Below are 26,743 nucleotides of genomic sequence, written 5' to 3' on the forward strand. Positions count from 1 at the left end.
GTCCTACGGCAGCCGCGCCTGCGGAAGTGGCCCACACGGGAGCCGCCTGTGCGGGAGCCACCCCTACGGCAGCCGTCAGGCGCAGCTCGTCCTACGACGGCCGCCGGGAAGAGGCGCGGACGTCGAGCCGGACCGGCACGAGCGCACCGCCGGTCTCCTGCCGGCCGTGTTCGAGGACGGACACGAGCAGTTCGATGCCGGCTTCCGCGACCGCGTCCGGGCGCAGGCTCAGTGTCGTCACCGGCGGATCGGTGTGCACGGCGGTCTCGTCCTCGCTGACACAGGCGAGGAGCAGGCTGCCGGGGACGTCGTGGCCATGGCGGCGGGCGGCGTCCAGGACGAGCGGCGGGCTGGCCTCGGCGACCACGAGGAGGGCGTCGGGGCGCTCCGGCCCGGCCGTCAGGGCCCTCTCGACGGCCTCGATCACCGGCCCGTTGCCGGGCTCCGCGACCTGTACGGCCAGTTCGGGGAGCCCGTGTGCGGCACACCAGTCGTGATGGGAGGCGAACACCTCGCGGTGGAAGCGGGTGGTGCTGTCGGGCAGGACCAGCGCGGGCCGCCGTGCGCCCTCGGCCAGGAAGTGGTCCAGAGCCAGCTGAACGGCGGCCTCCGCGTCGACATCCACCCAGTGCGCCCCGGGCCTGCCCTGAACGGTCCGGTCGCTGAAGACCGGGATACGGGCCGCGAGGAGGTCCTCGACGATCCGGTCGTCGGCGACGGGGTCGGCGACGACCACCGCGTCCAGGGGCAGTTCGGCCCACTCGCTGTGCAGGGAGCCCGCGGGCAGCAGCACCAACGCGTAGCCGCGTTCGAGCGCGGTGGCGGCGGTGGCCCCGGTGAGCCGTGCGAAGTACGGCGACTCCAGGAACCGCCAGGGGGCGTCGGCCAGTTCACCGACCACGTATCCGATCAGCCGGGCTCGTCCCGCGCGCAGTTGGCGTGCGGTGGCGTTGGGCCGGTAGCCCATGCGGCGCGCGGTCTCGCGGGCCTTCTCCCGTACGGCCGGGGAGAGTCTGCCGGTGCCGTTGAGCGCGGCCGAGACGGTGGTCTTGGACAGGCCGGCCTCACGGGCCACGTCGACGAGGCGGATCCTCGGGGCGGGCGGGGCGGGCCGCCCCTGACGCACCGGGGGCGCCGCGCTGCCCGCGGTCGTACTGCCTGCGGTCGTACTGCCTGCGGTCGCGCCGCCTGCCGTCGCGCCGACCGCCGTCGTGCTGCCCGCCGTCGTGCTGTGCTCTGAAGCTTCGGTCATGTCAGCGATGCTGCCACCCTCCTCACCTCTGCAAAACCGTTCCCGCGAAGTCCCGGGAAGTCTTGTGCGGGAACGTTCCCGCACCCATACTCGCTCCATCCCCAGCACCAGCCACAACGCCCGCAAAGGGGTGACTCTGCATGCCTTCACCCAGATTCGCCAGGTACGCCGGTACGGCCGCGCTCGCTGTCTCCCTCGCCGTCTCCCTCACCGCCTGCTCCGGCGCCACCCGGCCCGGAGCCGATGCCGACGGCGGCGCCGACTACGAGGTCACCCCGACCTCGCCGCCCGCACAGGGGACGCTCGACTCCTTCACCTGGTCGCTGTACGCCGAGCCGTACACCCTCGACTACGCCCTCGCGTACGACTACCCGCCCAACACCGTCCTCGCGAACGTCTGCGAGCAGCTGCTGCGGGTCACCCCCGAGCTGAGGATCGAGCCCGGACTGGCGCAGAAGTGGGAGCGGCCCGACCCGCGCACGCTCGTCTACACCCTGCGCCCGGACGTCCGTTTCCACGACGGCTCCACGATGACCGCGGACGATGTCGTCGCCTCCCTGAGGCGGCAGACGGACCCGGCCACCGGTTCACCCTGGGGCTCCGCCTTCAAGAACGTCGACTCGATCGAGAAGTCCGGGCCGCTGGAGGTGACGATCCGCCTCTCCAAGCCCGACGTCCTCTTCCACGAGCTGCTTGCGGCCTCGCCCGGCACCGTCGTCAGCGCCGCCTCGCTCGCCGCGGCCGGCGAGGACTACGGCACGCCCAAGGGCAAGCTGAACTGCACCGGCCCGTACGCCCTGGACACCTGGGCCCAGGGCGACAGCATCACGCTCAAGAAGCACACCGCGTACTGGGACAAGCAGCTCGAGGCGAAGTCGCAGTCCGTGAAGTTCACGTTCATCGAGGACGCGGCCGCCCGCGCCAACGCCTTCCTCTCCGGCACCGCCGACGGCGGCTACATGGTGCCTTCCTCCTCGCTCGCCCAGCTCCGCAGCAGCAGCAAGGGCACCGTCCACTTCGGCCCCAACACCGCCGCCGCGAACCTCGCCGTCCTCGACTTCGACGGCCCGCTGGGCGACCTCCGGGTGCGCAGAGCCCTGTCCATGGCCCTCGACCGGAAGAACATCGTCAAGGCGGCGGCCGGCGGGATCGGCGAACCCGCCAAGGCCCCCGCAGCCCGGGGCGCCTGGGCGCTCGCCCCCGAGAAGACCGAAGCCGTCTTCGACGCCCTGCCCGAGCCCGCGTACGACATCGAGGGCGCGAAGAAGCTCATCGAGGAGGCCGGCGCCTCCGGCCGCACCATCACCCTCGCGACCAGTTCGCTCGCCCCCGAGATCAGTGTCGTCGCCAACGCCGTGCAGGCCGCGGGCCGCGAGATAAGCCTCGACGTCCGCCTCAAGCCCGTCTCCCCGGACGCGTACAGCGGCATCTTCGTCGACCCCGCCGCGCGCAAGGGCCTGGACCTGGTCATCACCAACGGCTACGACAACACCCCGGACCCGCTGGAGTTCTACCAGTACCTGCGCACCGGCGACTTCGGGAACTACGGCAACTGGTCGAACGCCGAGTACGACGCGGCCTTCGACCAGGCCAACGCCGAGTACGACGCGGCGAAGCGCGCCGAGCTCACCGCTGAGCTGCAGCGGATCGCGCTCGACGAACTGCCCGTCATCCCGCTCTACGAGGCGCCCTACTCGGTCTTCCTGAGCAAGCGGATCACCGGAGCGCCGACCGGCATCGCCCAGCTCTACTACCCGTGGGCCGCGACGATCGGGGCCGCACGGAAATGACCCGTTTCCTCCTCGGACGGCTCCTGGGGCTCGTGACGGTGCTGCTCGTGACCTCCGTCGTGGTCTTCGGCACCATCCATCTCGCCCCCGGCGACCCGGTGAGCCTGCTGCTGCACGGCAGGCCCGCGACCCCCGAGACCGTGGCCGCGCTCCGGGCCGAGCACCACCTCGACGACCCGATCGCCGTCCGCTACGTCAGCTGGCTCGGCGACGTCCTCAGCGGCGACCTCGGGCGTTCCGCCCAGTACCACCAGGACGTGACCGCACTGCTCGGCTCCCGGCTGCCCGGCACCGCCCTGCTCGTCGGCTACGCCGCCCTGCTCGTCGCCGTCCTCGGCGTCGGCGCGGGGATCGTCGCCGCGCTGCGCCGTGGACCGCTCGACCGGGCCGTGCTGATCGGCACGGGCATGGCCACCGCCACGCCCTCCTTCGTCTCCGCGATCGCGCTCGTCTCGGTCTTCTCGGTGCAGCTCGGCTGGTTCCCGGGTCCGGGCGGCGGCGCGGCTGAGGGACTCGGCGCCCGGTTCCACCAGCTGACCCTGCCCGCCTTCGCCCTCGCCCTGACCTTCGCGGGCCTGCTCGCCCGCGTCACCCGCTCCGCGATGCTCGACGAACTCGGCCGCGAGCACGTCGAGGTGGCGCGCGCCCGCGGGGTGCCCGAACGGACCGTGGTCCGTCGGCACGTGCTGCGCAACGCGCTCGGCCCGGTCGTCACGGTCGGCGGCACCATGCTCGCCGGGCTGCTCGTGAACACCGCGATCGTGGAGTCGGCCTTCGACGTCCCGGGGCTCGGCTCACTGCTCGTGCAGTCGGTCACCGCCCAGGACTTCGCCGTGGTCCAGGCGATCACGCTGCTCAGCGTGACGGCCTTCGTCCTCGTCACCCTCGCGGTCGATCTGCTCATCCCGCTCATCGACCCACGTCTCTCCCCCGAGGAGGGCCACGCATGACCACCACCCTCGCCCCGGCGGTGCACCGCAGACCGGGACTGCGCGGACTGCGCCTGTTCGGCCAGGGACCGCTGTTCGCGGTCTCGGTCGCAGTGCTCGCCGTGCTCGTCCTCGTCGCCGTGCTCGCTCCCCTGCTCTCCCCGTACGACCCCGAGGCGCTCGACCTGTCGGCGAGCCTGGTCGGCACCTCCGGCGAACACCTGCTCGGCACCGACCAGTCGGGGCGCGACATCCTGTCCCGGCTGCTGCACGGCGCCCGCACCGGGCTGCTCGGACCGCTGCTCGTGGTCGGCGCGTCCACGCTGCTAGGCACCGTGATCGGCGTGGTGGCCGCGTGGCGGGGCGGCTGGGCGGACGCGGTCCTGTCCCGCTCGATGGACCTCGTCTTCGCGATCCCGGGCCTGCTGCTCGCGATCCTGCTGGTGTCGGTCACCGGCCCGGGCATGACCGCGCCGGTGATCGCCATGGCCGTGGCGTACACCCCGTACGCGGGCCGGCTCGTACGCGGCCTCGCGCGGCAGGAGAAGGCGCGGCCGTACGTCGAGGCGTACCGGGTGCAGGGCTGGTCCGGCTGGACGGTCTGCCTGCGCCACCTGCTGCCGAACATCGCGCCGACCGTGCTCGCCCAGTCCGCGATCAACTTCGGGTACGCGCTGATGGACCTGGCGGCGCTGTCCTTCCTCGGCTTCGGCGTGCAGCCGCCCGCCGCCGACTGGGGCGCCATGATCAACGAGGGCCAGGGCGCCGTCCTGCAGGGCGCGATGCTGCCCGCGCTCGCGCCGTCCGTGTGCATCGTGCTCGCGGTGGTGGCCTTCGGCATCGTCGGCGAGGGGCTCGCCGACCGGATCGCGCGGCGGGAGAAGTGAGCGCCATGAACACCCCATCGAGCAAGACCTCCCCCGCCGACTCCGCTTCGGCCTCCGCTTCGGCCTCCGCTTCGGTCTCCGCTTCGGCTTCGGCTTCGGCATCACCGGTCCTGGAGATCGACGGGCTGGGGGTACGGCTCCCCGGTGACGCGGCCGCCCGGCCGATCCTGGACGGAGTGAGCCTGACCGTACGGCCCGGGGAGACCGTCGGTCTGGTCGGCGAATCCGGCTCCGGCAAGTCGGTCGCCTGCCGCAGCGCACTGGGACTGCTGCCCCGGGGCGCCCGCACCAGTGGACGGGTCCTCGTCTCCGGGCGGGACGTACTGAGCCTGCCCGCACGAGAACTCACCGCGCTGCGGGCCCGCGAGGTCGCCATGGTCTTCCAGGACCCGCGGGCCAGTGTGAACCCGCTGTGCCGCGTGGGGGACTTCCTCACCGAAGGGCTGCGCGCCGCGGGCACCCGTGCCGACCGCGCCACCGCCCGCGCCGAGGAACTCCTCGACGCCGTCGGCATCCGCGACCCGCGCGGAACGCTGCGCCGCCACCCGCACCAGCTGTCGGGCGGCATGCTCCAGCGGGTGGTCATCGCGGCCGCTCTCGCCGCCGAACCGGCCCTGCTCATCGCCGACGAGCCGACCACCGCACTCGACGTCACCACCCAGGCCGAGGTCATCGCGATCCTGGCCCGGCTGCGGGCCGAGCGCGGCACCGGCATGCTCTTCGTCACCCACGACCTGGAGCTGGCCTCGGCGGTCTGCGACCGGGTGTACGTGATGTATGCCGGCCGGATCGTCGAGAACCGGTCCACGGACGAGCTCTTCGACCGCCCCCGGCACCCGTACACGGCGGGGCTGCTCGCCTGCACCCCGCGCATCGAGCCGGGCGCGCCGGCGCCCCGGCCGATCCCGGGCCTGCCCGTCTCGCTCGCCGAGGACCCGACCGGCTGCGCCTTCGCCGCACGCTGCGCGCACGCGCTGCCGCGCTGCTCCCGGGAGCGGCCCGAACTCACGCCGTGCGGGGACGGGTCGGCCGCCTGCCTGCGCACCGAGGAAGGAATCACGCTGTGATGACCGTAGAACCGGTGCGGGACGAACCGGCGGCCGGAGCGAAGGCGGCCGAGGGGCTGGTGGTCCAGAGCCTGCGCAAGCGGTACGGGGATCACACGGCCGTCGACGGGGTGTCGTTCACCCTGCCGCCGGGCGGCTCGCTCGCGCTCGTGGGCGAGTCCGGAAGCGGCAAGACGACGACGGTCCGGATGCTCGTGGGCCTGGAGCGCGCGGACGGCGGCACCGTCCGTCTGGACGGCCGGAACCGTTCAACCCGTGTCCACGGCCGGGCCGAACGGCTCGCACGGGCCCGGGAGATCCAGATGGTCTTCCAGGACCCCTATCTGTCCCTCGATCCACGGGTCACGGTAAGCGGCTGCCTGGACGAGGTGCTCCGCCTGCACACCGGCCTCGACGGCCCCGCCCGCAGCGCCCGGGTCACCCGGCTCCTCGACCAGGTGGGCCTCGGCGCCCGCGAGGCGGCCGCCCTGCCGCGCGCGCTGTCGGGCGGGCAGCGCCAGCGCGTGGCGATCGCGCGGGCCCTCGCGGTCGAGCCCCGGGTCCTGGTACTCGACGAGGCGGTCGCCGCGCTCGACGTGTCCATCCAGGCGCAGATCCTCGACCTGCTGCGCGAGATCCGCGCGGCGGCCGGGATCGGCTATGTGTTCGTGACCCATGACCTGGCGGTCGTACGGCACATCGCGGACGAGGTGCTCGTCCTCAGGTCGGGCACGGTGCTGGAGTCGGGCCCCGTGGAGAAGGTGCTCGACGCGCCGGAACACCCGTACACCCGGCTGCTCCTGGACTCGGTGCCGAGGCGCGGGTGGACGCCGGAGCTCAGGTGAGGGCGCGCCAGGCGTGGTGCAGGGCCTGCCGGAAGGCCTCGATCTCCTCCGGGGTCAGGTCGGCGACCATGCGTTCCTCGAGCGCGCGGGCCGGTTCGGCGTACTCGTCGAGCAGCCGTCTCCCCGCGTCGGCGAGGAGGATGAGCCGCTCGCGGCGGTTGTCGGGGTTGGGTTCGCGGTGGATCAGGCCGCGGCTCTCCAGGGCGCGGACCATGTCGGCCATCGTCTGGGCGGTGACGAAGGAGTCGCGGGCGAGCTGCGCCGCGGAGATCCCGTCGTGGTGCTGCAGGACGGTGAGCGCCGTGTACTGCAGGGCGGTGATGCCCGCGGGGCGGACCATCTCCTCCAGGCGGGCGCGCACCGCCAGTTCGGTCCGCTTGACCAGGTAGAGCAGTGAGGTGCTCACGTTCGTCCTCCTGTGGTGATGGCGGGTGGCCGGGAAATACACACCCTAGGCCATTGACAGGAATCCTGTTGATCATCAAGACTTCATTCATCAGGATTCCTGTCGATCCCTTCTTCGCTCACGAGAGGCACCCTCCATGGACCTGCACGGAAAAGTCGCCGTCGTCACCGGCAGCGGACGCGGCCTCGGCCTCGGATACGCGCGCGCCCTCGCCGCCGCCGGCGCCGCCGTCGTGGTCAACGACGTCGACCGGGAGACGGTCGACGCGGCCGTCGCCGCCATCCGGGCCGAAGGGGGCACGGCGGCCGGGGCGGTCGCGGCCGTCGGGAACAGCGCGGCGGCGCAGGAGCTCGTCGACACCGCCGTACGGGAGTTCGGGCGCCTGGACGTGCTCGTCACCAACGCGGGCATCCTGCGCGACCGCGTGCTCTGGAAGATGACCGACGACGACTTCGACGACGTCGTCCGGGTCCATCTGCGCGGCACCTTCACCTGCGCCAGGGCGGCCGCGGTCCGCATGCGGGAACAGGGCACCGGGGGACGGCTCGTCCTCGTCTCCTCGCCCGCCGGACAGCGCGGCAACTTCGGCCAGACAAACTACGCCGCCGCGAAGGCCGGCATCGTCGCCATGGCCCGCACCTGGGCCATGGAACTGGGCCGCGCCGGCATCACCGTCAACGCCGTCGTCCCCGTAGCCGCCACCGAGATGACCAAGACCATTCCGGCCTTCGCCCCGGCCATCGAGGAGTCCGAGCGCACCGGCACCCCGCTGCCGGACTGGCTGCGCAAGCGCGAGGGCCTCGGCACCGTCGAGGACGTCGCCGGGCTCGTCACCTTCCTGGCCTCCGACGCCGCCAAGGACGTGACCGGGCAGGCCATCGGCATCGGCGGCGACCGCCTCGCCCTGTGGGCGCACCCCAAGGAGAAGGCGGTCGACTTCGCCGACGGCGGCTGGAGCGCCGAGGCGATCGCCGACCGGTGGCCCGCCGGCATCGGCGCCGAACCCGAGACCTACGGCATCCCCGCGCCGCAGGCCCCGGAGGCCTGAGATGAGCGACCGTGCATACGAACTCGCGCTCGACCTGCACCGGTTGACCGCCATCGACGTACACACCCATGCCGAGATGTCCAAGGACGGCCACGGGGCGCTGAGCCCCGAGCTCTTCGGGGCCTCCGAGGCGTACTTCAAGGCCCACGGCCACCGGCAGCCGACGATCGAGGAGATGGCCGCCCACTACCGGGAACGCGCCATGGCGGCGGTGGTGTTCACGGTCGACGCGGAGCACGCCACGGGCCATCCGCGCATCTCCAACGAGGAGATCGCGGAGAGCTGCGCCGCCCACCCGGACGTACTGATCCCGTTCGCCAGTGTCGATCCGCACAAGGGCCGCGCGGGCGTACGGGAAGCGCGGCGGCTGGTGACGGAGTACGGGGTGCGCGGGTTCAAGTTCCACCCGAGCATCCAGGCCTTCGCCCCGAACGACCGACTCGCCTACCCGCTGTACGAGGCGATCGAGGAACTCGGCGTGCCCGCGCTGTTCCACACCGGTCAGACCGGGATCGGTGCGGGCGTCCCGGGCGGCGGCGGCATCCGGCTGAGGTACTCGAACCCGATGCTGGTCGACGATGTCGCCGTGGATTTCCCGGAGCTGCGGATCATCCTCGCCCATCCCTCGTTCCCCTGGCAGGACGAGGCGCTGGCGGTGGCCACCCACAAGCCGCAGGTACACATCGACCTGTCCGGCTGGTCGCCGAAGTACTTCCCGCCGCAGCTCGTGCGCTACGCGAACAGCCTGCTCAAGGACAAGGTCCTCTTCGGTTCCGACTATCCCGTCATCACGCCCGACCGGTGGCGAGCCGACTTCGCGAAGCTCGACATCAAGCCCGAAGTCCGGCCGAGGATCCTCAAGGAGAACGCCGCCCGCCTGCTCGGTCTGACCACGGACTGAAGGAGACGCCGTGCTGAACCAAGGAATCGGCTCCTGGCCGGCCCGCCGGGCCCGCAGGACCCCCGACCGGGTGGCAGTCGTCCACGAGGACCGCACGCTGACCTACCGCGAGCTGCATGAGCGTGTCCTGCGCCTCGCCCACGCCCTGCGGGAGCTGGGCATGACGCGGGGTGACCGGATCGCGTTCCTCGGGCCCAACCACCCGGCGTTCCTGGAAACGCTGTTCGCCGCCGGTGCGCTCGGGGCGGTGTTCGTCCCGCTCAACACCCGGCTGGCACCCCCGGAGCTGGCGTACAACCTGGTCGATTCCGGCTGTGGCTTCCTCGTACACGCGCCGGAACAGGCCGAGGCCGCCCGTGGCGCGGCCGAGGAGGCCGGTGTGGTGCGGCACCGGATCGCGCTCGCCACGCACGGTGGTCGCGTGCCCGGCGTCGGCCTGCCAGGTGCCGGCTCGCCCGGTGACGGCTCGCCCGATGACGACGCGCCCGATGACGACGCGCCCGATGACGGCTCGCTCGGATACGAGGAACTGCTGGCCGGCGCCGGGACCGAGCCGCTGGACGAGGCGGTGGCCCCCGACGACCCCTGCATGATCATGTACACCTCCGGGACCACGGGCCGCCCCAAGGGCGCCGTGCTCTCCCACGCCAACATCGTCTGGAACAGCCTCAACGTCCTCGTCGACACCGACCTCGCCGCGGACGAGGTGAGCCTCGTCGTCGCCCCGCTGTTCCACACCGCCGGCCTCAACATGACCTGTCTGCCGACCTTCCTGAAGGGCGGTCAGGTGGTGCTGCACGACGCCTTCGACGCCGAGCGGGTCCTGGAGACCGTCGAACGGCGGGGCGTCACCTACATGTTCGGCGTACCGACGATGTACGACGCGATGGCCGCCCGGCCCCGCTGGGCGACCACGGACCTGTCGAGCCTGCGCACCCTCAACTGCGGAGGCGCTCCGGTCCCGGCGCGCACCATCGCCGCGTACCTGGACCGCGGCCTGGCGTTCAGCCAGGGATACGGCATGACGGAGGCATCCCCGGGTGTCCTCTTCCTCGGCCGCGACGAGGCCTCGGCCAAGGCCGGGTCCGCCGGGAAGCCCCACTTCTTCACGGACACCCGCGTGGTACGGCCCGACGGCGGCGAAGCCCGCCCCGGGGAGCGCGGCGAGATCCTCGTCCAGGGTCCCCACCTCATGTCCGGCTACTGGGACCGGCCCGAGGCCACGGAGGCAGCGTTCACCGACGGCGGCTGGCTGCGTACGGGGGATGTCGCCGTGCTCGACGCCGACGGATACGCGTACATCGTCGACCGCGTGAAGGACATGTTCGTCTCGGGCGGCGAGAACGTCTACCCGGCCGAGGTGGAGGAGGTGCTGCTCGGCCACCCCGCCGTCGACGAGTGTGCCGTCATCGGGGTGCCGGACCCGGTCTGGGGCGAGACGGGCCGTGCGGTCGTCGTCCTGAGGCCCGGTACGCGTGCCGACGAGGACGAGCTGATCGGCCACCTCCGGGGCCGGCTCGCCAAGTACAAGATCCCCAAGTCCGTGGTCTTCGCGGACGCCTTGCCCCGTACGGCCTCCGGAAAGATCGTCAAGCCGGCCGTGCGCGACCGCTACGCGGACCGTCCCGAAGGCCCGCCACGCGCATAGGCCCCATCCGAACCAGCGCCACGTGCAAGCCACTTCCCTCGGAACAGGCCCTCCCGGAGCCTGTTCGTACCCGTACCGACGAAAGGACCCGACCACCATGCCCACCGCCACCACCACCGCCGACGGCCTCGACGCCCTCCTCTCCCTCAGCGGAGCCGATCTCGGCCGCACCGACTGGCGGGAGATCACCCAGGACAGGGTGAACACCTTCGCCGACGCCACCGGCGACCACCAGTGGATCCACACCGACCCCGAGAGGGCAGGGACCGGCCCCTTCGGCGGGACCATCGCGCACGGCTACCTCACGCTCTCCCTCATCATCCCGATGTTCGGCGAGCTCCTGGACATCACCGGCATCTCCATGAGCGTCAACTACGGTCTGGACAAGGTGCGTTTCCCCAGCCCCGTCCGCGTCGGCGCGAAGATCCGCCTGCACGGCACGGTCGGCACCGTTGAGGAGATCAAGGGCGACGGCGTGCAGATGCCGCTCACGTTCACCATCGAGGTCGAGGGCAGCGAGAAGCCGGCCTGTGTGGCCCAGGCGGTCTACCGCCACTACGCCTGAGGGGACACCGGGACACCATGGACAAGGTCGTGGCCACCGCCGCACAGGCGGTGGCGGACATACCCGACGGCGCATCCCTCGCGGTGGGCGGTTTCGGGCTGAGCGGAGTGCCGAAGGTCCTCATCCAGGCGCTGGCCGAGCAGGGCACGAGCGGGCTGCGGGTCGTCTCCAACAACTGCGGTGCGAACGGCGAGGGTCTCGCCACGCTCCTCGCGCAGCGCCGGATCGCCCGCGTGACCGGATCGTACATCGGCGCGAACAAGGAGTTCGAGCGCCAGTACCTGGCCGGGGAACTGGAGCTGGAGCTGATCCCGCAGGGCACTCTCGCCGAACGCCTGCGGGCCGGAGGCGCCGGAATCCCCGCCTTCTACACCCCGGCGGGCATCGGCACCCTGGTGGCCGACGGCGGGCTGCCCTGGCGCTACGACGGTGCGGGAGGCGTCGCGGTGGCCTCACCCGCCAAGGAGGTACGGGTCTTCGACGGTGTCGAGTACGTGCTCGAACACGCCATCCGCACCGACTTCGCACTCGTACGCGCCGCTGTCGGGGACCGGCACGGCAACCTCGCCTTCGCCAAGTCCGCCCGCAACTTCAATCCGCTGGCCGCCCAGGCGGGCCGCGTCACGATCGCCGAGGTGGAGAAACTCGTCGAACCCGGCGAACTCGACCCGGACGCCGTGCACGTCCCCGGTGTCTTCGTCCAGCGCGTCATCGCGCTCACCCCGGAGCAGGCCGCCGACAAGAGCGTCGAGAAGCGCACCACACGAAAGGCGCGGGGCTGATGGCCCGGATCCGCGAAACACGAAAGGCGCCGCACTGATGGCCTGGACACGCGAGGAGATGGCCGCGCGCGCGGCCCGTGAGCTGCGCGACGGCGAGTACGTCAACCTGGGGATCGGACTGCCGACGCTGATCCCCGACCATCTGCCCGCCGGGGTCGAGGTGGTGTTGCACTCCGAGAACGGGATCCTGGGCACCGGCCCGTACCCGTGCGAGGGAGACGTCGATCCCGACCTGATCAACGCGGGCAAGGAGACGGTCACCGTGCTGCCCGGCGCCTCGTACTTCGACTCCGCCCTGTCCTTCGGCGTGATCCGCGGCGGCCACATCGACACGGCGGTGCTCGGCGCCATGCAGGTCTCCGCGGGTGGAGACCTGGCCAACTGGGCGGTGCCCGGGAAGACGGTCACCGGGATCGGCGGCGCGATGGACCTCGTCCACGGGGCGCGCCGGGTGATCGTCACCATGACCCACACGGCCAAGGACGGCAGCCCGAAGATCGTGGACGCCTGCGACCTCCCGCTGACCGGCAGGGCCTGCGTCGAGCGCATCATCACCGATCTCGGCGTCCTGGACGTGACCGACGGCGGACTGGCGCTGGTCGAATGCGCCCCCGGTGTGAGCACGGCAGGGATCCTGGCCGCCACGGCCGCCGAGGTCCGCATTCCCCGGGAGCTGCGATGACCCTGCGCACCGTCTACGTCGTCGACGCCGTCCGCACCCCGTTCGGCCGGTACGGGGGCGCCCTGGCCTCCGTGCGCCCCGACGACCTCGCGGCGCACACGCTGCGGGAGTTGTCCGCACGCACACCGGCCCTGGACCCCGCGCGGATCGACGACGTGTACCTGGGCAACGCCAACGGCGCCGGGGAGGAGAACCGCAACGTCGCCCGGATGGCCGCCCTCCTCGCCGGCCTGCCGGTGACGCTCCCCGGTGTCACGGTGAACCGGCTGTGCGCAGGCGGCCTCGAGGCCGTGATCCAGGCCGCCAGGGCCATCGCCTGCGGGGACGCCTCGATCGCCGTGGCCGGCGGTGTGGAGTCCATGTCCCGGGCCCCCTGGGTGCTGCCGAAACCGGAGCGCGCCTTCCCGGCGGGACACACCGAGATGTACTCCACGACGCTCGGCTGGCGCATGGTCAACCCCGCGATGGAGCCGCGGTGGACCGTCCCGCTCGGCGAGTCGGCCGAACTCGTCGCCGACAAGCACGGCATCACCCGCGAACAGCAGGACGCCTTCGCGCTCTCCTCGCACCGCAAGGCGAGCACCGCGCGGGCCGCGGGCCGGTTCGCCGCAGAGATCGCCCCCGTCCCGCTCCCGGCGCGCCGCGGCGGCGATCCCGTCCTGGTCGCGGATGACGAGTGCGTACGTGAGGACGCCTCCGCCGGCTCGATGGCGAGGCTCGCGCCCGTGTTCCGTACGGAAGGGGGCACGGTCACGGCGGGCAACGCCTCACCGCTCAACGACGGCGCCGCCGCCCTGCTCCTCACCGACGAGCAGGGACTGAGGCACTGCGGACGCGAGCCCCTCGCCCGGATCGGAGCAAGTGCGGTCACGGCGATCGAGCCGCACTACTTCGGACTCGGCCCCGTCGAGGCAGTCCACCGGGCGCTGCGCAAGGCCGGGCGCGGTTTCGACGACCTGGGCGTCCTGGAACTCAACGAGGCGTTCGCCGCCCAGGTACTCGGCTGCCTCGCCGAATGGCCCGAGTTCGACCCGGGCGTGCTCAACCCGCTCGGCGGTGCCCTGGCCCTCGGACATCCGCTCGGGGCCTCCGGTGCCCGCCTCGTCGGGACGGTCGCCCATCAGCTGGCCCGCAGGGGTTCGGGTACGGGTGTGGCCGCTCTTTGCGTCGGCGTCGGCCAGGGCCTCGCCCTCGTACTCGAACGCTGACCCGTGACCACCGCCGAGAAGCATGTGAAGGCCGGCGAAAACCCCCGACGAAAGCTGAGGAAGGCATGACAAGACTCCTCCCGGAGAACATGACACAGCGGGAGGTCGACGCCGCCGTGGCCCTGGCCCAGGCGGCGGCCACGTCCCCCGACCACCCGCCGCGCGACTTCCCTCCGTACCGCAGCAGCGCGCTCCGCCACCCCGTACAGCCGCCTGTCGTGCTCAAGGACCCGGAGGCGGTGGAGCTGAGCGGACCGGTCTTCGGGGACGCCGACGTGACCGCCCTGGACCGGGATCTCACCGCGCAGCACCCGGGGGAACCGCTCGGCGAGCGCATCACCGTCACCGGGCGGGTGCTCGACCGGCGTGGGCGCCCCGTGCGCGGCCAGCTGGTGGAGATATGGCAGGCCAACGCCTCCGGCCGGTACGCACACCGGCTCGACCGGCACCCTGCGCCGCTCGACCCGAACTTCACCGGTTCCGGCCGCTGCCTGACCGACGACGACGGCACCTACTCCTTCACCACCATCAGGCCCGGCGCCTACCCCTGGCGCAACCACCAGGGCGCCTGGCGGCCCGCGCACATCCACTTCTCCCTGTTCGGAGAGGCGTTCACCCAGCGGCTCGTGACCCAGATGTACTTCCCCGGCGATCCGCTGTTCGCCCACGATCCGATCCTGCAGTCCGTCACCGAACAGGCCGCGCGCGAGCGGCTCGTCGCCACGTACGACCACGACCTGTCCGTGCCGGAACGGTCACTCGGCTATCGCTGGGACATCGTCCTCGACGGGCCGTCGGCCACCTGGTGCGAGGAAGGACGCGACTGATGCGCCCGATGCTGCCGCCCACGCCCTCCCAGACCGTCGGCCCCTTCTACGGCTATGCCCTGCCGTTTCCCGGTGGCGGTGACATCGCCCCCGCCGGACACCCGGAGGCGATCACCGTGCACGGCTTCGTGTACGACGGCGCCGGGGCGCCGGTGCCCGACGCGCTCGTCGAGATCTGGCAGGCCGACCCGACCGGTTCGACCGCGGGAGCGCCCGGTTCACTGCGGCACGACCCGGTCACCGGCCGGGCGGCGGGCCGTGACGGCGTCCACTTCACCGGATACGGCCGGGTGGCGACGGGCACGGACGGGCACTGGTCCGTGCGGACGTTCCCGCCCGGCGCGCACGCCGAGGGGGCCGTCCCCTGCCTGGCGGTCGTCGTCTTCGCCCGTGGGCTGCTCCACCACCTGCACACCCGCATCCACCTGCCCGAGCACGCCGCCGCACTCGCCGCCGACCCGGTGCTCGGCGCCCTGCCGCCGGAGCGTCGCGCGACGCTGCTCGCGGCGCGGGACGGGGACCGGCTGTACCGGTTCGACATCCGTCTGCAGGGCGAGGAGGAGACGGTGTTCCTTGAACTTCGATGAGAACCGCGCCGAGACCGCCGCTGACCTCTCCGGCCTGCTGGACGGCGCCGACCTCGGGCTGCTCGCCCCGGTACGGGCGGGTTCGCCCGCCGAGCGTGCCACCGGTGACCTCGCGTTCCTCCAGGGCATGCTGGACGCCGAAGCGGCACTCACCCGCGCCCAGGCGCGCCTCGGCCTCGCACCGGCGTCCGCCGCGGCGGCCGTCGACGCGGCCGCCGACGCCTCGCGTTACCGCCTCGGGGACCTCGCGGTCCAGGCCCGCCAGGGCGGCAACCCGGTCGTCCCCCTGGTCACCGCCCTGCGGGCGGCGGTGGGTCCGGTGGCGGCCGAGCATGTGCACCGCGGTGCCACCAGCCAGGACATCCTCGACACGGCCGCCATGCTGGTCGCCCGCCGTGCCCTCGCCCTCGTGGTGGCCGATCTGGACCGCGCTGCCGCCACGCTGGCCGGCCTGGCACGGGCGCACCGGGACACCCCGATGCCCGCCCGTACCCTCACCCAGCACGCGGTGCCCACGACATTCGGGCTCAAGGCAGCCGGCTGGCACCGCCTCGCCACCGACGCGGTGCGCAGACTCACGTGTGTACGGGACGGGCTCCCGGCCCAGTTGGGCGGCGCGGCCGGTACGCTCGCCGCGTTCACCGAGCTGTCCGATCCGGGCACGGCCCTGGAACTCATGGCCGCCTACGCGGACGAGACCGGCCTCGCCGAACCCGTACTGCCGTGGCACACCCTGCGTACGCCGGTGGCCGATCTCGCCGGAGCCCTCGCCTTCACGGCCGGGGCGCTCGGCAAGCTCGCCGCCGATGTGCTCGTCATGGCCCGGACCGAGGTCGCGGAGGTGCGCGAGGAATCGGGCGGCGGATCCTCCGCCATGCCGCACAAGGCCAATCCGGTCTCCGCCGTACTGATCGCCTCGGCCGCGCGCCAGGTGCCCGCCCTTGCCTCCGTGCTGTTCGAATCGCTCGCCGCCGAGGACGAACGACCGGCCGGAGCCTGGCACGCCGAGTGGGGGACCCTGCGCGAGGCCCTGCGCCTGACCGGCGGCGCCGCCCGCTGCGCCGCCGCGCTGGTGGCGGGTCTGCGCCCGGATCCCGCCCGGATGCGCGGCAACCTCGCGCACACCGACGGCCTGATCGTCTCGGAGCGCGTGGCCCTCGCGCTCGCACCCCACGTGGGTGCGGCGAGGGCACGCGCCCTCGTCGCCCGGGCCGCCGCGCAGACAGCCGCTCCCCAGGCCGACGGCGAAGCCGGTGGGCAGGCCGACGGCGAAGCCGGTGGGCAGGCCGACCCGCGCCCGGTCGGCTGCGACGCCGGCACGGAGCCGGGCACACGTGCACTGGACCGCGAGGCCGCCGCACCGGCCGGGCACGGAAAGGCACCGCTCACCGACCGCCTGCGTGCGATGCCCGAACTGGCCCACCTCCCGCAGTCGTTCTGGCCCGGCCTCAGCGCTCCGGAGCGCTACCTGGGCTGCGCCCCGCTGCTCGTGGACCGCGCCCTCACCGACCCCGCCGAGGAACGCCCATGACCCAGCTGCAGCTCCATCATCGGTTCGACGGCCCGGACCGCGGCACGCCGCTGATCCTCGGCCCCTCGCTCGGCACCTCACTGGCCGTCTGGGAGCCCCAGCTCAGCGCCCTCACCCGTCGTCATCGCGTGCTCCGATTCGACCTGCCCGGCCACGGGGCCTCCCCCGGTCCCGGCCCCGGTCCCGGCCCCGGCCCCGGTTCCGGTTCCGGTTGTGGTTCCGGTTCCGGCGAGCTGATCACGGCCACCGGCCCGGCCGAAGGCAGCGCTGCCGCCGAAAGCACCGATCCCACCACGGTCGGCGACCTGGCCACCTGCGTACTCGCCCTCGCGGACCACCTCGGCTGGGACACCTTCCACTACGCGGGGATCTCGCTGGGCGGCGCGATCGGCGCCCACATCGCCGCGCACCACCCCGAGCGTGTCTCCTCCCTGGCGCTCGTCTGCTCCTCCGCCCGCTTCGGCGACCCCGCCCCCTGGCGGCAGCGTGCCGCGCGGGTACGGGCGGAGGGCACCGTGCACCTCGTGGACGCCTCGGCACAACGCTGGTTCGCGGACAGCTCCCGCGCCGGAACGCGCGCCGGCAAGGCGCTCCTGAGCGACCTGGGCGCCGCCGACCCGCACGGCTACGCGGCCTGCTGCGACGCGCTCGCCTCGTACGACCTGCGCGCGGAGCTGTCCCGAGTCACCGCACCCACCCTGGTCATCGCCGGCCGCGACGACCCCGCGACGCCGCCCGCCCACGCCCGGGAACTCGCCGACGGCATCCCCGGTGCCGCGCTCACGGAGATTCCGCGCGCCGCGCACCTCGCCGGAGTCGACCGGCCCGATGCCGTGACGGCGGCCCTGCTCACCCACTTCGGCGACGAAGGAGCGCACGCAGCAGGCGAGTCGGGCTCCTCGGCCATCGGAGACAGCGCGGCGGGCGGATCGGTCCGTGCGGCGGGCGAAGGTGAATCGGTACGCGCGGCGGGCGAGTCGGTCCGGCGGGCCGTGCTCGGCGACGCGCACGTCGACCGGTCCGTCGCCCGTACCAGCCCGTTCACCGCCGCCTTCCAGGACCTCATCACCCGCTACGCGTGGGGCGAGATCTGGACCCGCCCCGGACTCGACCGGCGCACCCGCAGCTGCATCACCCTCACCGCCCTGGTCGCCCACGGCCACCACGCCGAGCTCGCCCTGCACGTCCGCGCGGCGCTCACCAACGGACTGACCGCGGACGAGATCGGCGAGGTGCTCCTGCAGACCGCCGTCTACTGCGGTGTCCCTGCCGCCAATTCCGCCTTCGCCATCGCCCAGCAGGTCCTGGACGAGAACCTCACCGAGGAGTGAGAACAGATGACCCGTCCCCGCCACACCCAGGTCGCCATCGTCGGCGCCGGGCCGTCCGGCCTGCTCCTCGCCCGGCTGCTGCACCGGGCCGGAGTCGACTGTGTCGTCCTGGAGAGCCGCGACCGTGCCTACGTCGAACAGCGTCAGCGCGCGGGCATCCTGGAGCAGAGCACCGTCGACACCCTCCGCGCGGCCGGGGCCGCCGACCGGCTGCACCGCGAGGGCATCCCGCACGACGGGATAGAACTCCGTTTCGCCGGCCGCAGGCACCGCGTCGACTTCCCCTCCCTCACCGGTGGCAGCCGGGTGTGGGTGTACGCCCAGACAGAGGTCGTCAAGGACCTCATCGCGCTCCAGCTCACGGACGGCCCGCCCCTGTACTTCGACGCGCCGGTCCACGCCGTCGAGCAGGCCGCCACCGAACGGCCCGCCGTCCACTACACCCACCAGGGCCAGGACCACGTCCTCACCTGCGACTACGTCGTCGGCTGCGACGGCTACCACGGCGTGGTCCGCCGCGCCGTCCCGGCCGACGCCACCCGCGTCCACGAACGGACCTACCCGTACTCCTGGCTCGGCGTCCTCGCCGAGGCCCCGCCCGTCTACGACGAGCTGATCTACGCCCGTTCCGAGCACGGCTTCGCCCTCGCGAGCATGCGCTCGCCCGAGGTCAGCCGCCTCTACCTGCAGGTCCCCAACGGCGAGGACCCGGCGGCCTGGACGGACCGGCGGATCTGGGACGAGCTGGACCTCAGGCTGGGTGCGGACGGCGACTGGCGACTGAACCGCGGCCCCATCACGGCCAAGTCCGTGCTGCCCATGCGCAGTTCGGTCACCGAGCCGATGCGATACGGCCGCATCCTGCTGGCCGGCGACGCGGCCCACATCGTTCCGCCGACGGGGGCCAAGGGGCTCAACCTCGCCGCCTCCGACGTCACGGTGCTGGCCGAGGCCTTCGCGCAGCTGTACGGGAACGGCACCTCCGCCCCGCTGGACGCCTACTCGGACACCTGCCTGCGCCGGGTCTGGCGGGCCGAGCACTTCTCGTACTTCATGACCACCACCCTGCACACCCCACCCGGCCGGTCCTCCTTCGACGACCGTCTGCAGCTCGCCCAACTGGACCGCATCGCCCAGTCACCGCACGCCGCCGCCGAGCTGGCGCAGAACTACACCGGCACCACCACGGACCGGTTCTGACCGTCCCGGTCCCTCCCGGTCGCTTCCGGCCCCCTCGTGGCCCCACCCATCCCGCCTCATCCCGCCTCATCCCGCCCCGTCCCGTCCCGACAGCGAGCGGGCCGTTTGGGATCTCTCCGGAACGTCCCCGCTCGGCGGCGCGCTCTCGACCCTCTTGTTGTTAGCGCACACATGACCCATACTCGCGAATCGCAGCTATCCATCCCGAATCTTTCGCTTCTTCAGTTGTTAGCGATAACAGACTCTGCCGCCTGAGGAAAGGAACCACAGGATGATCGCCACCGTCCCGGACGCCCTGCGCCAGGAGGTGCTCGAGGCCAACCTCGCCATTCCCGGAGCCGGGCTGGCCACTCTGACGTGGGGCAACGTCAGCGGCGTGGATCGCGAGGCAGGGGTGTTCGTCATCAAGCCTTCCGGCGTCTCCTACGACCGGCTCACGGCACGGGACCTGGTCACCGTCCGGCTGTCGGACGGCGCCGTGGTGGACGGCGAGCTCCGCCCCTCCACCGACACGGAGACACACCGCTGCCTGTATCTGGCCTTTCCTTCCATAGGCGGTGTCACGCACACCCATTCCACCCATGCGGTGGCCTTCGCCCAGGCCCGCCGGGGCATCCCCGTGCTCGGCACCACCCACGCCGACACGTTCAACGGTCCGGTGCCCTGCACGTCCGACCTGACGCCCGAACAGTGCGCCAAGGACTACGAGTACAACACCGGCCGCGTCATCGTGGACCTCCTGGAGAACGACGACCGCCGCGCCACCGAGGTTCCCGCGGCCCTGGTCTCCCGTCATGGCCCCTTCACCTGGGGCAGCGGAGCCCGCGCGTCCTTCGAGCACGCGGTGATCTGCGAAGCCGTGGCCGAAATGGCCCTGCGCACCATGGAGCTGGCTCCGCCCGCCACTCCGCCACGTCATCTCCTCGACCGGCACTACACCCGCAAACACGGACCTGACGCCTACTACGGCAACCCCCAGGCCGACCTCCGCGACTGACCGTCCCACGACGCCTCCCCAGGCCACCGCATCGGGCCCGGCTCCCGCGTGTTCCCGCGGGAGCCGGGCCCGGTGGTGGCCGGTGCCGTCATGCAGTGGCCGGGCCCGTCGGCCCGTCCGACGCATCGTGCCGCCGGACGGGCCCTATGGGCCGGCGTGCCCGGAGGGCTTCCGGACGATCAGGCGTTGCAGCACGATGAACACCAGCAGCAGCACCCCGATGACGATCTTCGTCCACCACGAGCTGAGGGTGCCCTCGAAGGAGATCAGAGTCTGCACGGTGCCGAGCACCAGCACCCCGGCCACCGAGCCCGCCACATAGCCGAAGCCGCCGGCCAGCAGGGTTCCGCCGATCACCACGGCGGCGATGACGTCCAGTTCCATGCCGACCGCGTGCAGTCCGTAGCCGGAGAGCATGTAGAGGCTGAACAGCAGGCCGCCGAGCGCCGAGCAGAAGCCGCTCACCACGTACACGCCGACCTTGGTCCGGCCGGTGGCCAGGCCCATCAGCCGGGCCGAGGACTCGCTGCCGCCCACCGCGTACACGGTGCGGCCGAAGCGCGTCAGATGCAGCACATACATCGCGGCGGCCACCACCACCAAAGCGATGACCACGCTCCAGGTCACCACGATGCCACCGGGCAGCGCGATGGTGGAGGTCGCCAGGTCGCGGAAGACCGAGTCCTGGATGGACACCGATTCCACGCTGATCAGGAAGCACAGGCCGCGGGCGAGGAACATCCCGGCCAGGGTGACGATGAAGGGCTGGACATCGAAGTAGTGGATGACCAGCCCCATCAGCAGCCCCAGGGTGCTGCCCGCCGCCAGCACGGCGAGCACCGCCGCCGCCGGCGGCCAGCCGGCCTGGAGGGTGGCAGCGGCGATCATGGTGGACAGCGCGGCGACCGCACCGACGGACAGGTCGATCCCCCCGGTGAGGATGACGAAGGTCATCCCGACCGCAAGGACGATGAGAAACGCGTTGTCCACGAACAGGTTCGCCACCACCTGTCCGGAGGCGAAGCCCTCGTAGCGGAACGAACCGATGCCGAAGGTGACCACGAAGACCGCGAAGGTGGCGACCGCGGGCAGGAAGCGCTGCGGAAGGGGGATCCGGACCAGGCGTCCGGGAAAACGCGAGGGAGCCGAAACGCTCATCGGGCACCCGCCTTCTGCGGTCGGGGAACGGAGACGGAGGTCCTGGCACGCCGCCGCCGGCTCAGCACGGAGGCGGTGCGCGGCGACTGGAGCAGCGATACGGCGATCACCACCAGTGCCTTGAACACCAGGGTGACGTTGGTGGGGACCCCGACGGTGTACACCGTCGTGGTCAGGGTCTGGATGACCAGGGCCCCGACCAGGGTCCCGGCCAGCGAGTACCGGCCGCCCGCCAGGGAGGTCCCGCCGATGACCACGGCGAGGATGGCGTCCATCTCGATCCACAGTCCGGCGCTGTTGGCATCGGCGGCATTGACGTTGGAGCTGATCATCAGGCCCGCCACCCCGGCGCACAGCGCGGCGAAGACGTAGACCGTCCAGATGATGGTGCGCGAGCGGACCCCCGCCAGCCTGCTGGCCTCCGGGTTGACCCCGACGGACTCGATCAGCATCCCCAGCGCGGAGCGCCGGGTCAGCAGGGCGGCGCCGCCCAGCACGGCGAGGCTGATCAGGATGGCCACGGGCAGCACCAGGAATCCCGCCCCGATCCTGCTGTACGCCGAGTCGTTGACGGTGATGATCTGCCCCTCGGTGAGCAGCATCGCCACACCGCGCCCCGCGGTCATCAGCACCAGGGTCGCGATGATCGGCTGGATCCCCAGGACGGAGATGAGGAAGCCGTTCCACAACCCGAGCAGCACGCACGCGCTCAGCGCCAGCAGCATCGCGGTGAGGGCGCTGCCGCCGTCGGCGATCCAGGTACAGGCCACCGCGCCCGCGATCGCGGCCACCGCACCCACCGACAGATCGATGCCGCGGGTGGCGATCACCAGGGTCATGCCGACGGCGATGAGCATCGTCGGCGCCCCGTTGCGCAGGATGTCGACCGTACTGCCGAAGAGATGACCGTCCTGCAACCGGATGTCCAGGAAGGACGGGGTGACGATCACGTTGAGCACCAGCAGGCCGACCAGTGCGGCCAGCGGCCAGAGCAGTTGTCCCCGCTTCATGACGCCACCGTGTTTCATGACGCCACCGTCTCCACCGGTCCGGCCTGCGCGGCGATCGCGGTCATCACGTCCTCGACGGACACGTCGTGGCCGTCGAGTTCGGCCACCTTGCGCCGGTCGCGCAGCACGACGACCCGGTCCGACACACGTACCACTTCCTCCAGTTCGGCGGAGATGAACACCACCGCCATGCCCTCGGCGGCCAGCTCGGCCACCACCTTCTGGATCTGCGCCTTGGCACCGACATCGATGCCCCGGGTCGGCTCGTCCAGGATCAGCAGCCGGGGCCTGGTCACCAGCCACCGTGCGAGGAGCACCTTCTGCTGATTGCCGCCGGAGAGGTTCCCGATGACGGCGTCCGGGTCGGCCGGACGGATGTCGAGCTTCTCGATGTACTCGTGCACCAATGACTCGGCGGTGCGCCGCGGCACCGGACGCGCCCAGCCCCGGGCGGCCTGCATGGCCAGCACCAGGTTGTCGCGCACGCTGAGGTCCGCGACGATGCCCTCGCCCTTGCGGTCTTCCGAGCAGAACGCGACTCCCTGGGAGATCATCGAGCGCGGGCCGCGCGGGCGCAGGGGCTTGCCGTCGATGGCCAGGGTGCCGTGGTCCGGACGGTCCACTCCGAACAGCAGCCGGGCCAGCTCGGTGCGGCCCGACCCGAGCAGGCCGGCCAGGCCCACCACCTCGCCGGCGTGGATGTCCAGGTCGAACGGCTCGACGGCGCCCGCCCGGCCCAGCCCGCGGGCCTGCACCAGGGCCTGGGTGCCCGGGACGTGGCGTTCGGACCGGCGCTGCACCTCCTCCAGGGTGCCCAGTTCACGGCCGAGCATCGCGGAGACCAGGTCCAGCCGGCTCAGCCGGGCCGGCAGGTACTCCCCGACCAGCCGCCCGTTGCGCAGGACCGTCATCCGGTCGGCGATGTCGTACACCTGGTCGATGAAGTGGGAGACGAACAGGATCGCCGTCCCTTCGTCCCGTAGCACCCGGATGATCCGGAAGAGCTCGGCGACCTCGTCGGCGTCCAGACTGGAGGTCGGCTCGTCCAGGACGAGCACCTGCGCCTGTACGGCCAGGGCCCGCGCTATCGCCACCAGTTGCTGCACCGCGATGGGGTGGTCGCCCAGCTGGGACGCGGGATCGATGTCCAGGCCGATGCGGTCGAGGAGCTCGGCCGCGGCGGCCCGAACGGCCTTGCCGTCGATGCGGCCGAAGCGGCGCGGCTCGCGGCCGAGCAGGATGTTCTCGGCCACGGACAGGTTGGCGCAGAGGTTGACCTCCTGGTAGACGGTGCTGATCCCCGCCTCCTGTGCCTGCGCGGGACCGGCGAAGGAGACCGGCTCGCCGTTGAGGCGGACGGCCCCCGCGCTCGTGCGGTACACACCGGTCAGCGCCTTGATCAAGGTGGACTTGCCCGCGCCGTTCTCGCCCATCAGGGCGTGCACTTCACCGGGCAGGAGCCGGAAGTCGACCTCCGAGAGCGCCTTGACGCCCGGGAACTCGACGCTGACGTCACGCATGTCGACCACCGGAGCGCCTTCGTGCTCTGTGGATTCGGTCATGACCCGTACTTTCGATCGTGGTGGGTGCGGTGATCCCCGCCACCGCGGCCCAAACCTCCGGGCGAGCCGGAGGGCCGCCCCGGGAAGCCGGAGGGCTGCCGGGGCGGGGAGAGGGCGGGGCGGGGACCGACGTCGCCGCTGTGTCAGTACTGACGCTCGGGGAGCACGGCCTTGGCCTGCTCCGGGGTGAAGGTGGCCTCCTCGGTGACCACCCGCTCCGGGACCTCTTCGCCGGCCACGACCTTCTCGGCGAGATCCATCAGCTGACCGCCGAGCATCGGGTTGCACTCCACGATGAAGTTGATCTCGCCGTCGGCCAGCGCCTGCATGCCGTCCTTGACCGCGTCGACCGTGATGATCCTGATGTCCTCGCCCGGCTTCTTGCCGGCCGCCTTGATCGCCTCGATGGCACCCAGGCCCATGTCGTCGTTGTGCGCGTACACCACGTCGATGTCCGGCGTGGAGTTCAGGAACGCCTCCATGACCTCCTTGCCACCCACGCGGGTGAAGTCACCGCTCTGCGTGGCCACGATCTCGATGTCGGACCGTTCGCCGACGGCCTCCTCGAAGCCTTCCTTGCGGTCGATGGCGGGCGCGGCACCGGTGGTCCCCTGCAACTCGACCACCTTGACCGGGCCTTCGGAGTTCTCCACCAGCCACCGGCCCGCCTTGCGGCCCTCCTCCACGAAGTCGGAGCCGAGGAACGTCTTGTACAGCGAGGTGTCCTCGGAGTCCACCGCGCGGTCGGTGAGGATCACCGGGATGTCGGCGCGCCGGGCCTCGAGGAGCACCGCGTCCCAGCCGGTCTCCACGACCGGGCTGAAGGCGATGACGTCGACCTTCTGCTGGATGAACGAGCGGATGGCCTTGATCTGGTTCTCCTGCTTCTGCTGCGCGTCGGAGAACTTCAGCTCGATGCCCGCGGACTCGGCGGCGTCCTGGATGGACTTGGTGTTGGCGGTCCGCCACCCGCTCTCCGCACCCACCTGCGCGAAGCCCATGGTGATCGAGGAGTCGCCCTTGCCGCCACCACCGCCGGAAGAGCCGGAATCCGTCCCGCCGCAGGCGGCCAGGGTTGCCAGCAGTGCGAGGGCACCGACGGCCTTGGTCATCTTCTTGAACACTGCGCATCCTCCGTGTCGACACCCGTCCGCACCCGCGGCAGCGGGCTTGATGGCCCGAGCTCTTTTGGCGTCCAAGAGTGAGCGCTCACAATTGGGGCGTCAACCCCTGGGAAACGACAATCTCGCATTGTTGTTACCTGCGCAGGCCTGGGCTATGTTAGCGCTCACTTACGATCGGACCCGGAACGGACAGGGCTCACAACCAGCCCTCGGCAAGGCCTGCGGACTGCGTAGACTCCCCTTGACCGCGCGCTGGATCGCCTGCCGGACCGGTTGGCCGCAGGGTGCGGTTTCCGTTCACAATCGGTGGTCCGAGCAAGATCACCGTCGTCTCAGGGAGTACCGGTGGAAGGCACCTCAGAGGGCGGCCAGGCGGCGCGCGCTCCGGCCATGACGGATGTCGCCCGCCTCGCGGGCGTTTCGCACCAGACGGTCTCCCGCGTGCTCAACGGGCATCCCAACGTCCGGGAGCAGACCCGGCTGCGGGTGCGGGCGGCCATCGACGAACTGGGCTACCGGCCCAACCGCGCGGCCCGCACCCTGGTCACCGGGCGGTCCCAACTGATCGGCGTGGTGGCACAGAACTCCACCCTCTACGGTCCGGCCTCACTGCTCGCCGCCTTCGAACTGGCCGCCGGAGCGGCGGGCTTCTCGGTGAGCGTGCGGCGCGTGCAGGTGCTGGACCGGCCCTCCATCGCCGCCGCGGTGGAACACCACCGCGACCAGCGGGTGGCCGGGATCGTGGTCATAGCCCCCACCGCCTCGGCGAGCGAGGCACTGGCCGAGGTACCTGCCGACGTCCCCGTGGTGACCGTGGACGGCGACCCCGAGCGCGAGGCGCCGCTGGTCACCGTGGACCAGGAAGCAGGGGCCTACGCCGCCACCCGCCACCTCCTGGACGCGGGGCACCACACGGTCTGGCATGTCTCGGGCCCGCCCGACTGGTTCGACGCCGCCGGCCGGGTGCGCGGATGGCGGCGGGCACTGGAGGAGGCGGGTGCGGAGATCCCGCCGGTCACCCCGGCCGACTGGAGCGCCGCCGCGGGCTACCGCGCCGGCCAGATGCTGTGCCGTATGCCCGAGGTGACCGCCGTGTTCGCCGCCAACGACCACCTGGCGCTGGGCATCGTACGGGCGATGACCGAGCACGGCCGGCGGGTACCCGGCGAGGTGAGCATCGTAGGCTTCGACGACGTGCCGGAGGCAGCCTACTTCAGCCCGCCGCTGACCACGGTCCGGCCGGACTTCGACGCGGTGGCCACCGAGACCCTGACCCTGCTGCTGAAACGGATCTCCGCCGGGGAGACCGGCCCCGAACGCCGGATCCTCACCCCCGTCCTCGTCGAGCGGGAGAGCGTGGCGGCCCCGCCGCGCTGACGCCGCGACCGCACCCGTGGGGCATCGGCCGCCGCGGACCCGCCCCGGCC

General features: G+C 72.0%; 25 protein-coding genes. 19 read left to right on the plus strand and 6 right to left on the minus strand.

Translation table 11 applies throughout. The annotated features are described in order from the left end of the window. Nucleotides 1-91: 91 nt before the first annotated feature. Nucleotides 92-1,252 carry a LacI family DNA-binding transcriptional regulator gene (locus ACLF6P_RS25850; protein ID WP_415953399.1) on the minus strand — a complete coding sequence of 387 codons (1,161 nt, stop codon included), beginning with the start codon at nt 1,250-1,252 and terminating at the stop codon, nt 92-94. Nucleotides 1,253-1,392: 140 nt separating this feature from the next. Here ACLF6P_RS25850 and ACLF6P_RS25855 point away from each other — a divergent pair, with 140 nt between their 5' ends. From ACLF6P_RS25855 to ACLF6P_RS25875, 5 genes are read left to right on the plus strand one after another with little or no spacing between them, the layout of a single operon-like run. Further along, a complete protein-coding gene (locus ACLF6P_RS25855; protein WP_415953400.1) occupies nt 1,393-3,042 on the plus strand; it encodes an ABC transporter substrate-binding protein in 1,650 nt (549 codons plus the stop codon). After that, nucleotides 3,039-3,992, plus strand: coding sequence for an ABC transporter permease (locus ACLF6P_RS25860; RefSeq protein WP_415953402.1), 954 nt, complete (start codon nt 3,039-3,041; stop codon nt 3,990-3,992). Before ACLF6P_RS25855 ends, ACLF6P_RS25860 begins: the two co-directional genes overlap by 4 nt. Then, complete coding sequence (locus tag ACLF6P_RS25865; protein ID WP_415953404.1) at nt 3,989-4,858, plus strand: ABC transporter permease; 870 nt, start codon at nt 3,989-3,991, stop codon at nt 4,856-4,858. Before ACLF6P_RS25860 ends, ACLF6P_RS25865 begins: the two co-directional genes overlap by 4 nt. A 5-nt stretch (nt 4,859-4,863) precedes the next feature. Further along, nucleotides 4,864-5,925, plus strand: coding sequence for an ABC transporter ATP-binding protein (locus ACLF6P_RS25870; protein ID WP_415953405.1), 1,062 nt, complete (start codon nt 4,864-4,866; stop codon nt 5,923-5,925). Further along, nucleotides 5,925-6,749 carry an ABC transporter ATP-binding protein gene (locus ACLF6P_RS25875; RefSeq protein ID WP_415953407.1) on the plus strand — a complete coding sequence of 275 codons (825 nt, stop codon included), beginning with the start codon at nt 5,925-5,927 and terminating at the stop codon, nt 6,747-6,749. Before ACLF6P_RS25870 ends, ACLF6P_RS25875 begins: the two co-directional genes overlap by 1 nt. Here ACLF6P_RS25875 and ACLF6P_RS25880 read toward each other — a convergent pair. Beyond that, nucleotides 6,742-7,155 carry a MarR family winged helix-turn-helix transcriptional regulator gene (locus ACLF6P_RS25880; RefSeq protein WP_415953408.1) on the minus strand — a complete coding sequence of 138 codons (414 nt, stop codon included), beginning with the start codon at nt 7,153-7,155 and terminating at the stop codon, nt 6,742-6,744. The two genes, ACLF6P_RS25875 and ACLF6P_RS25880, sit on opposite strands and share 8 nt — an antisense overlap. A 136-nt stretch (nt 7,156-7,291) precedes the next feature. Between ACLF6P_RS25880 and ACLF6P_RS25885 the strand changes: the two genes are divergently transcribed. The 13 genes from ACLF6P_RS25885 (at nt 7,292) to araD (ending at nt 20,462) form a co-directional block, all read left to right on the plus strand. Continuing rightward, nucleotides 7,292-8,203, plus strand: a complete 912-nt coding sequence (locus ACLF6P_RS25885; protein WP_415953409.1) for an SDR family oxidoreductase — start codon at nt 7,292-7,294, stop codon at nt 8,201-8,203. 1 nt (nt 8,204) lies between these two features. Further along, complete coding sequence (locus ACLF6P_RS25890) at nt 8,205-9,104, plus strand: amidohydrolase family protein (RefSeq protein ID WP_415953410.1); 900 nt, start codon at nt 8,205-8,207, stop codon at nt 9,102-9,104. 10 nt (nt 9,105-9,114) lie between these two features. After that, entirely contained in the window at nt 9,115-10,752 is a 1,638-nt protein-coding gene (locus ACLF6P_RS25895; RefSeq protein ID WP_415953411.1) for an acyl-CoA synthetase, read from the plus strand. Between the two features lie 97 nt (nt 10,753-10,849). Continuing rightward, nucleotides 10,850-11,317, plus strand: coding sequence for a MaoC family dehydratase (locus ACLF6P_RS25900; RefSeq protein ID WP_415953412.1), 468 nt, complete (start codon nt 10,850-10,852; stop codon nt 11,315-11,317). A gap of 17 nt (nt 11,318-11,334) precedes the next feature. Continuing rightward, a complete protein-coding gene (locus tag ACLF6P_RS25905) occupies nt 11,335-12,099 on the plus strand; it encodes a CoA transferase subunit A (RefSeq protein ID WP_415953413.1) in 765 nt (254 codons plus the stop codon). Nucleotides 12,100-12,136: 37 nt separating this feature from the next. After that, complete coding sequence (locus tag ACLF6P_RS25910) at nt 12,137-12,781, plus strand: CoA transferase subunit B (RefSeq protein WP_415953414.1); 645 nt, start codon at nt 12,137-12,139, stop codon at nt 12,779-12,781. A gap of 2 nt (nt 12,782-12,783) precedes the next feature. Further along, on the plus strand, nt 12,784-13,989 hold the full coding sequence (locus tag ACLF6P_RS25915) for a thiolase family protein (protein ID WP_415953749.1): 1,206 nt from the start codon (nt 12,784-12,786) through the stop codon (nt 13,987-13,989). A gap of 65 nt (nt 13,990-14,054) precedes the next feature. Further along, entirely contained in the window at nt 14,055-14,816 is a 762-nt protein-coding gene (gene pcaH, locus ACLF6P_RS25920) for a protocatechuate 3,4-dioxygenase subunit beta (RefSeq protein ID WP_415953416.1), read from the plus strand. 8 nt (nt 14,817-14,824) lie between these two features. Continuing rightward, nucleotides 14,825-15,403: a protocatechuate 3,4-dioxygenase subunit alpha gene (pcaG, locus tag ACLF6P_RS25925; RefSeq protein ID WP_415953751.1), complete on the plus strand. Its 579-nt coding sequence runs from the start codon at nt 14,825-14,827 to the stop codon at nt 15,401-15,403. 34 nt (nt 15,404-15,437) lie between these two features. After that, nucleotides 15,438-16,934, plus strand: coding sequence for a 3-carboxy-cis,cis-muconate cycloisomerase (gene pcaB / locus ACLF6P_RS25930; protein WP_415953753.1), 1,497 nt, complete (start codon nt 15,438-15,440; stop codon nt 16,932-16,934). Continuing rightward, on the plus strand, nt 16,931-18,265 hold the full coding sequence (gene pcaDC / locus ACLF6P_RS25935) for a bifunctional 3-oxoadipate enol-lactonase/4-carboxymuconolactone decarboxylase PcaDC (RefSeq protein ID WP_415953417.1): 1,335 nt from the start codon (nt 16,931-16,933) through the stop codon (nt 18,263-18,265). The genes pcaB and pcaDC overlap by 4 nt, the downstream gene beginning before the upstream one ends. A gap of 6 nt (nt 18,266-18,271) precedes the next feature. Beyond that, entirely contained in the window at nt 18,272-19,465 is a 1,194-nt protein-coding gene (locus ACLF6P_RS25940; RefSeq protein ID WP_415953418.1) for a 4-hydroxybenzoate 3-monooxygenase, read from the plus strand. 271 nt (nt 19,466-19,736) lie between these two features. Next, complete coding sequence (gene araD, locus ACLF6P_RS25945) at nt 19,737-20,462, plus strand: L-ribulose-5-phosphate 4-epimerase AraD (protein ID WP_415953420.1); 726 nt, start codon at nt 19,737-19,739, stop codon at nt 20,460-20,462. A 144-nt stretch (nt 20,463-20,606) separates the two neighbouring features. On the opposite strand, the gene yjfF is transcribed toward araD, so the two are convergent. From yjfF to ACLF6P_RS25965, 4 genes are all read right to left on the minus strand, one after another. Further along, nucleotides 20,607-21,620, minus strand: coding sequence for a galactofuranose ABC transporter, permease protein YjfF (gene yjfF, locus ACLF6P_RS25950; protein ID WP_415953422.1), 1,014 nt, complete (start codon nt 21,618-21,620; stop codon nt 20,607-20,609). Further along, on the minus strand, nt 21,617-22,630 hold the full coding sequence (locus ACLF6P_RS25955) for an ABC transporter permease (protein WP_415953424.1): 1,014 nt from the start codon (nt 22,628-22,630) through the stop codon (nt 21,617-21,619). Before ACLF6P_RS25955 ends, yjfF begins: the two co-directional genes overlap by 4 nt. A gap of 14 nt (nt 22,631-22,644) precedes the next feature. After that, a complete protein-coding gene (locus tag ACLF6P_RS25960) occupies nt 22,645-24,192 on the minus strand; it encodes a sugar ABC transporter ATP-binding protein (RefSeq protein ID WP_415953426.1) in 1,548 nt (515 codons plus the stop codon). A gap of 143 nt (nt 24,193-24,335) precedes the next feature. Further along, complete coding sequence (locus tag ACLF6P_RS25965; RefSeq protein ID WP_415953755.1) at nt 24,336-25,304, minus strand: ABC transporter substrate-binding protein; 969 nt, start codon at nt 25,302-25,304, stop codon at nt 24,336-24,338. A 402-nt stretch (nt 25,305-25,706) separates the two neighbouring features. Between ACLF6P_RS25965 and ACLF6P_RS25970 the strand changes: the two genes are divergently transcribed. Then, a complete protein-coding gene (locus ACLF6P_RS25970) occupies nt 25,707-26,693 on the plus strand; it encodes a LacI family DNA-binding transcriptional regulator (protein ID WP_415953757.1) in 987 nt (328 codons plus the stop codon). Nucleotides 26,694-26,743 lie beyond the last annotated feature (50 nt).

The sequence above is a fragment of the Streptomyces lothianensis genome, assembly GCF_047779955.1.
Classification (GTDB): Bacteria; Actinomycetota; Actinomycetes; order Streptomycetales; family Streptomycetaceae; genus Streptomyces.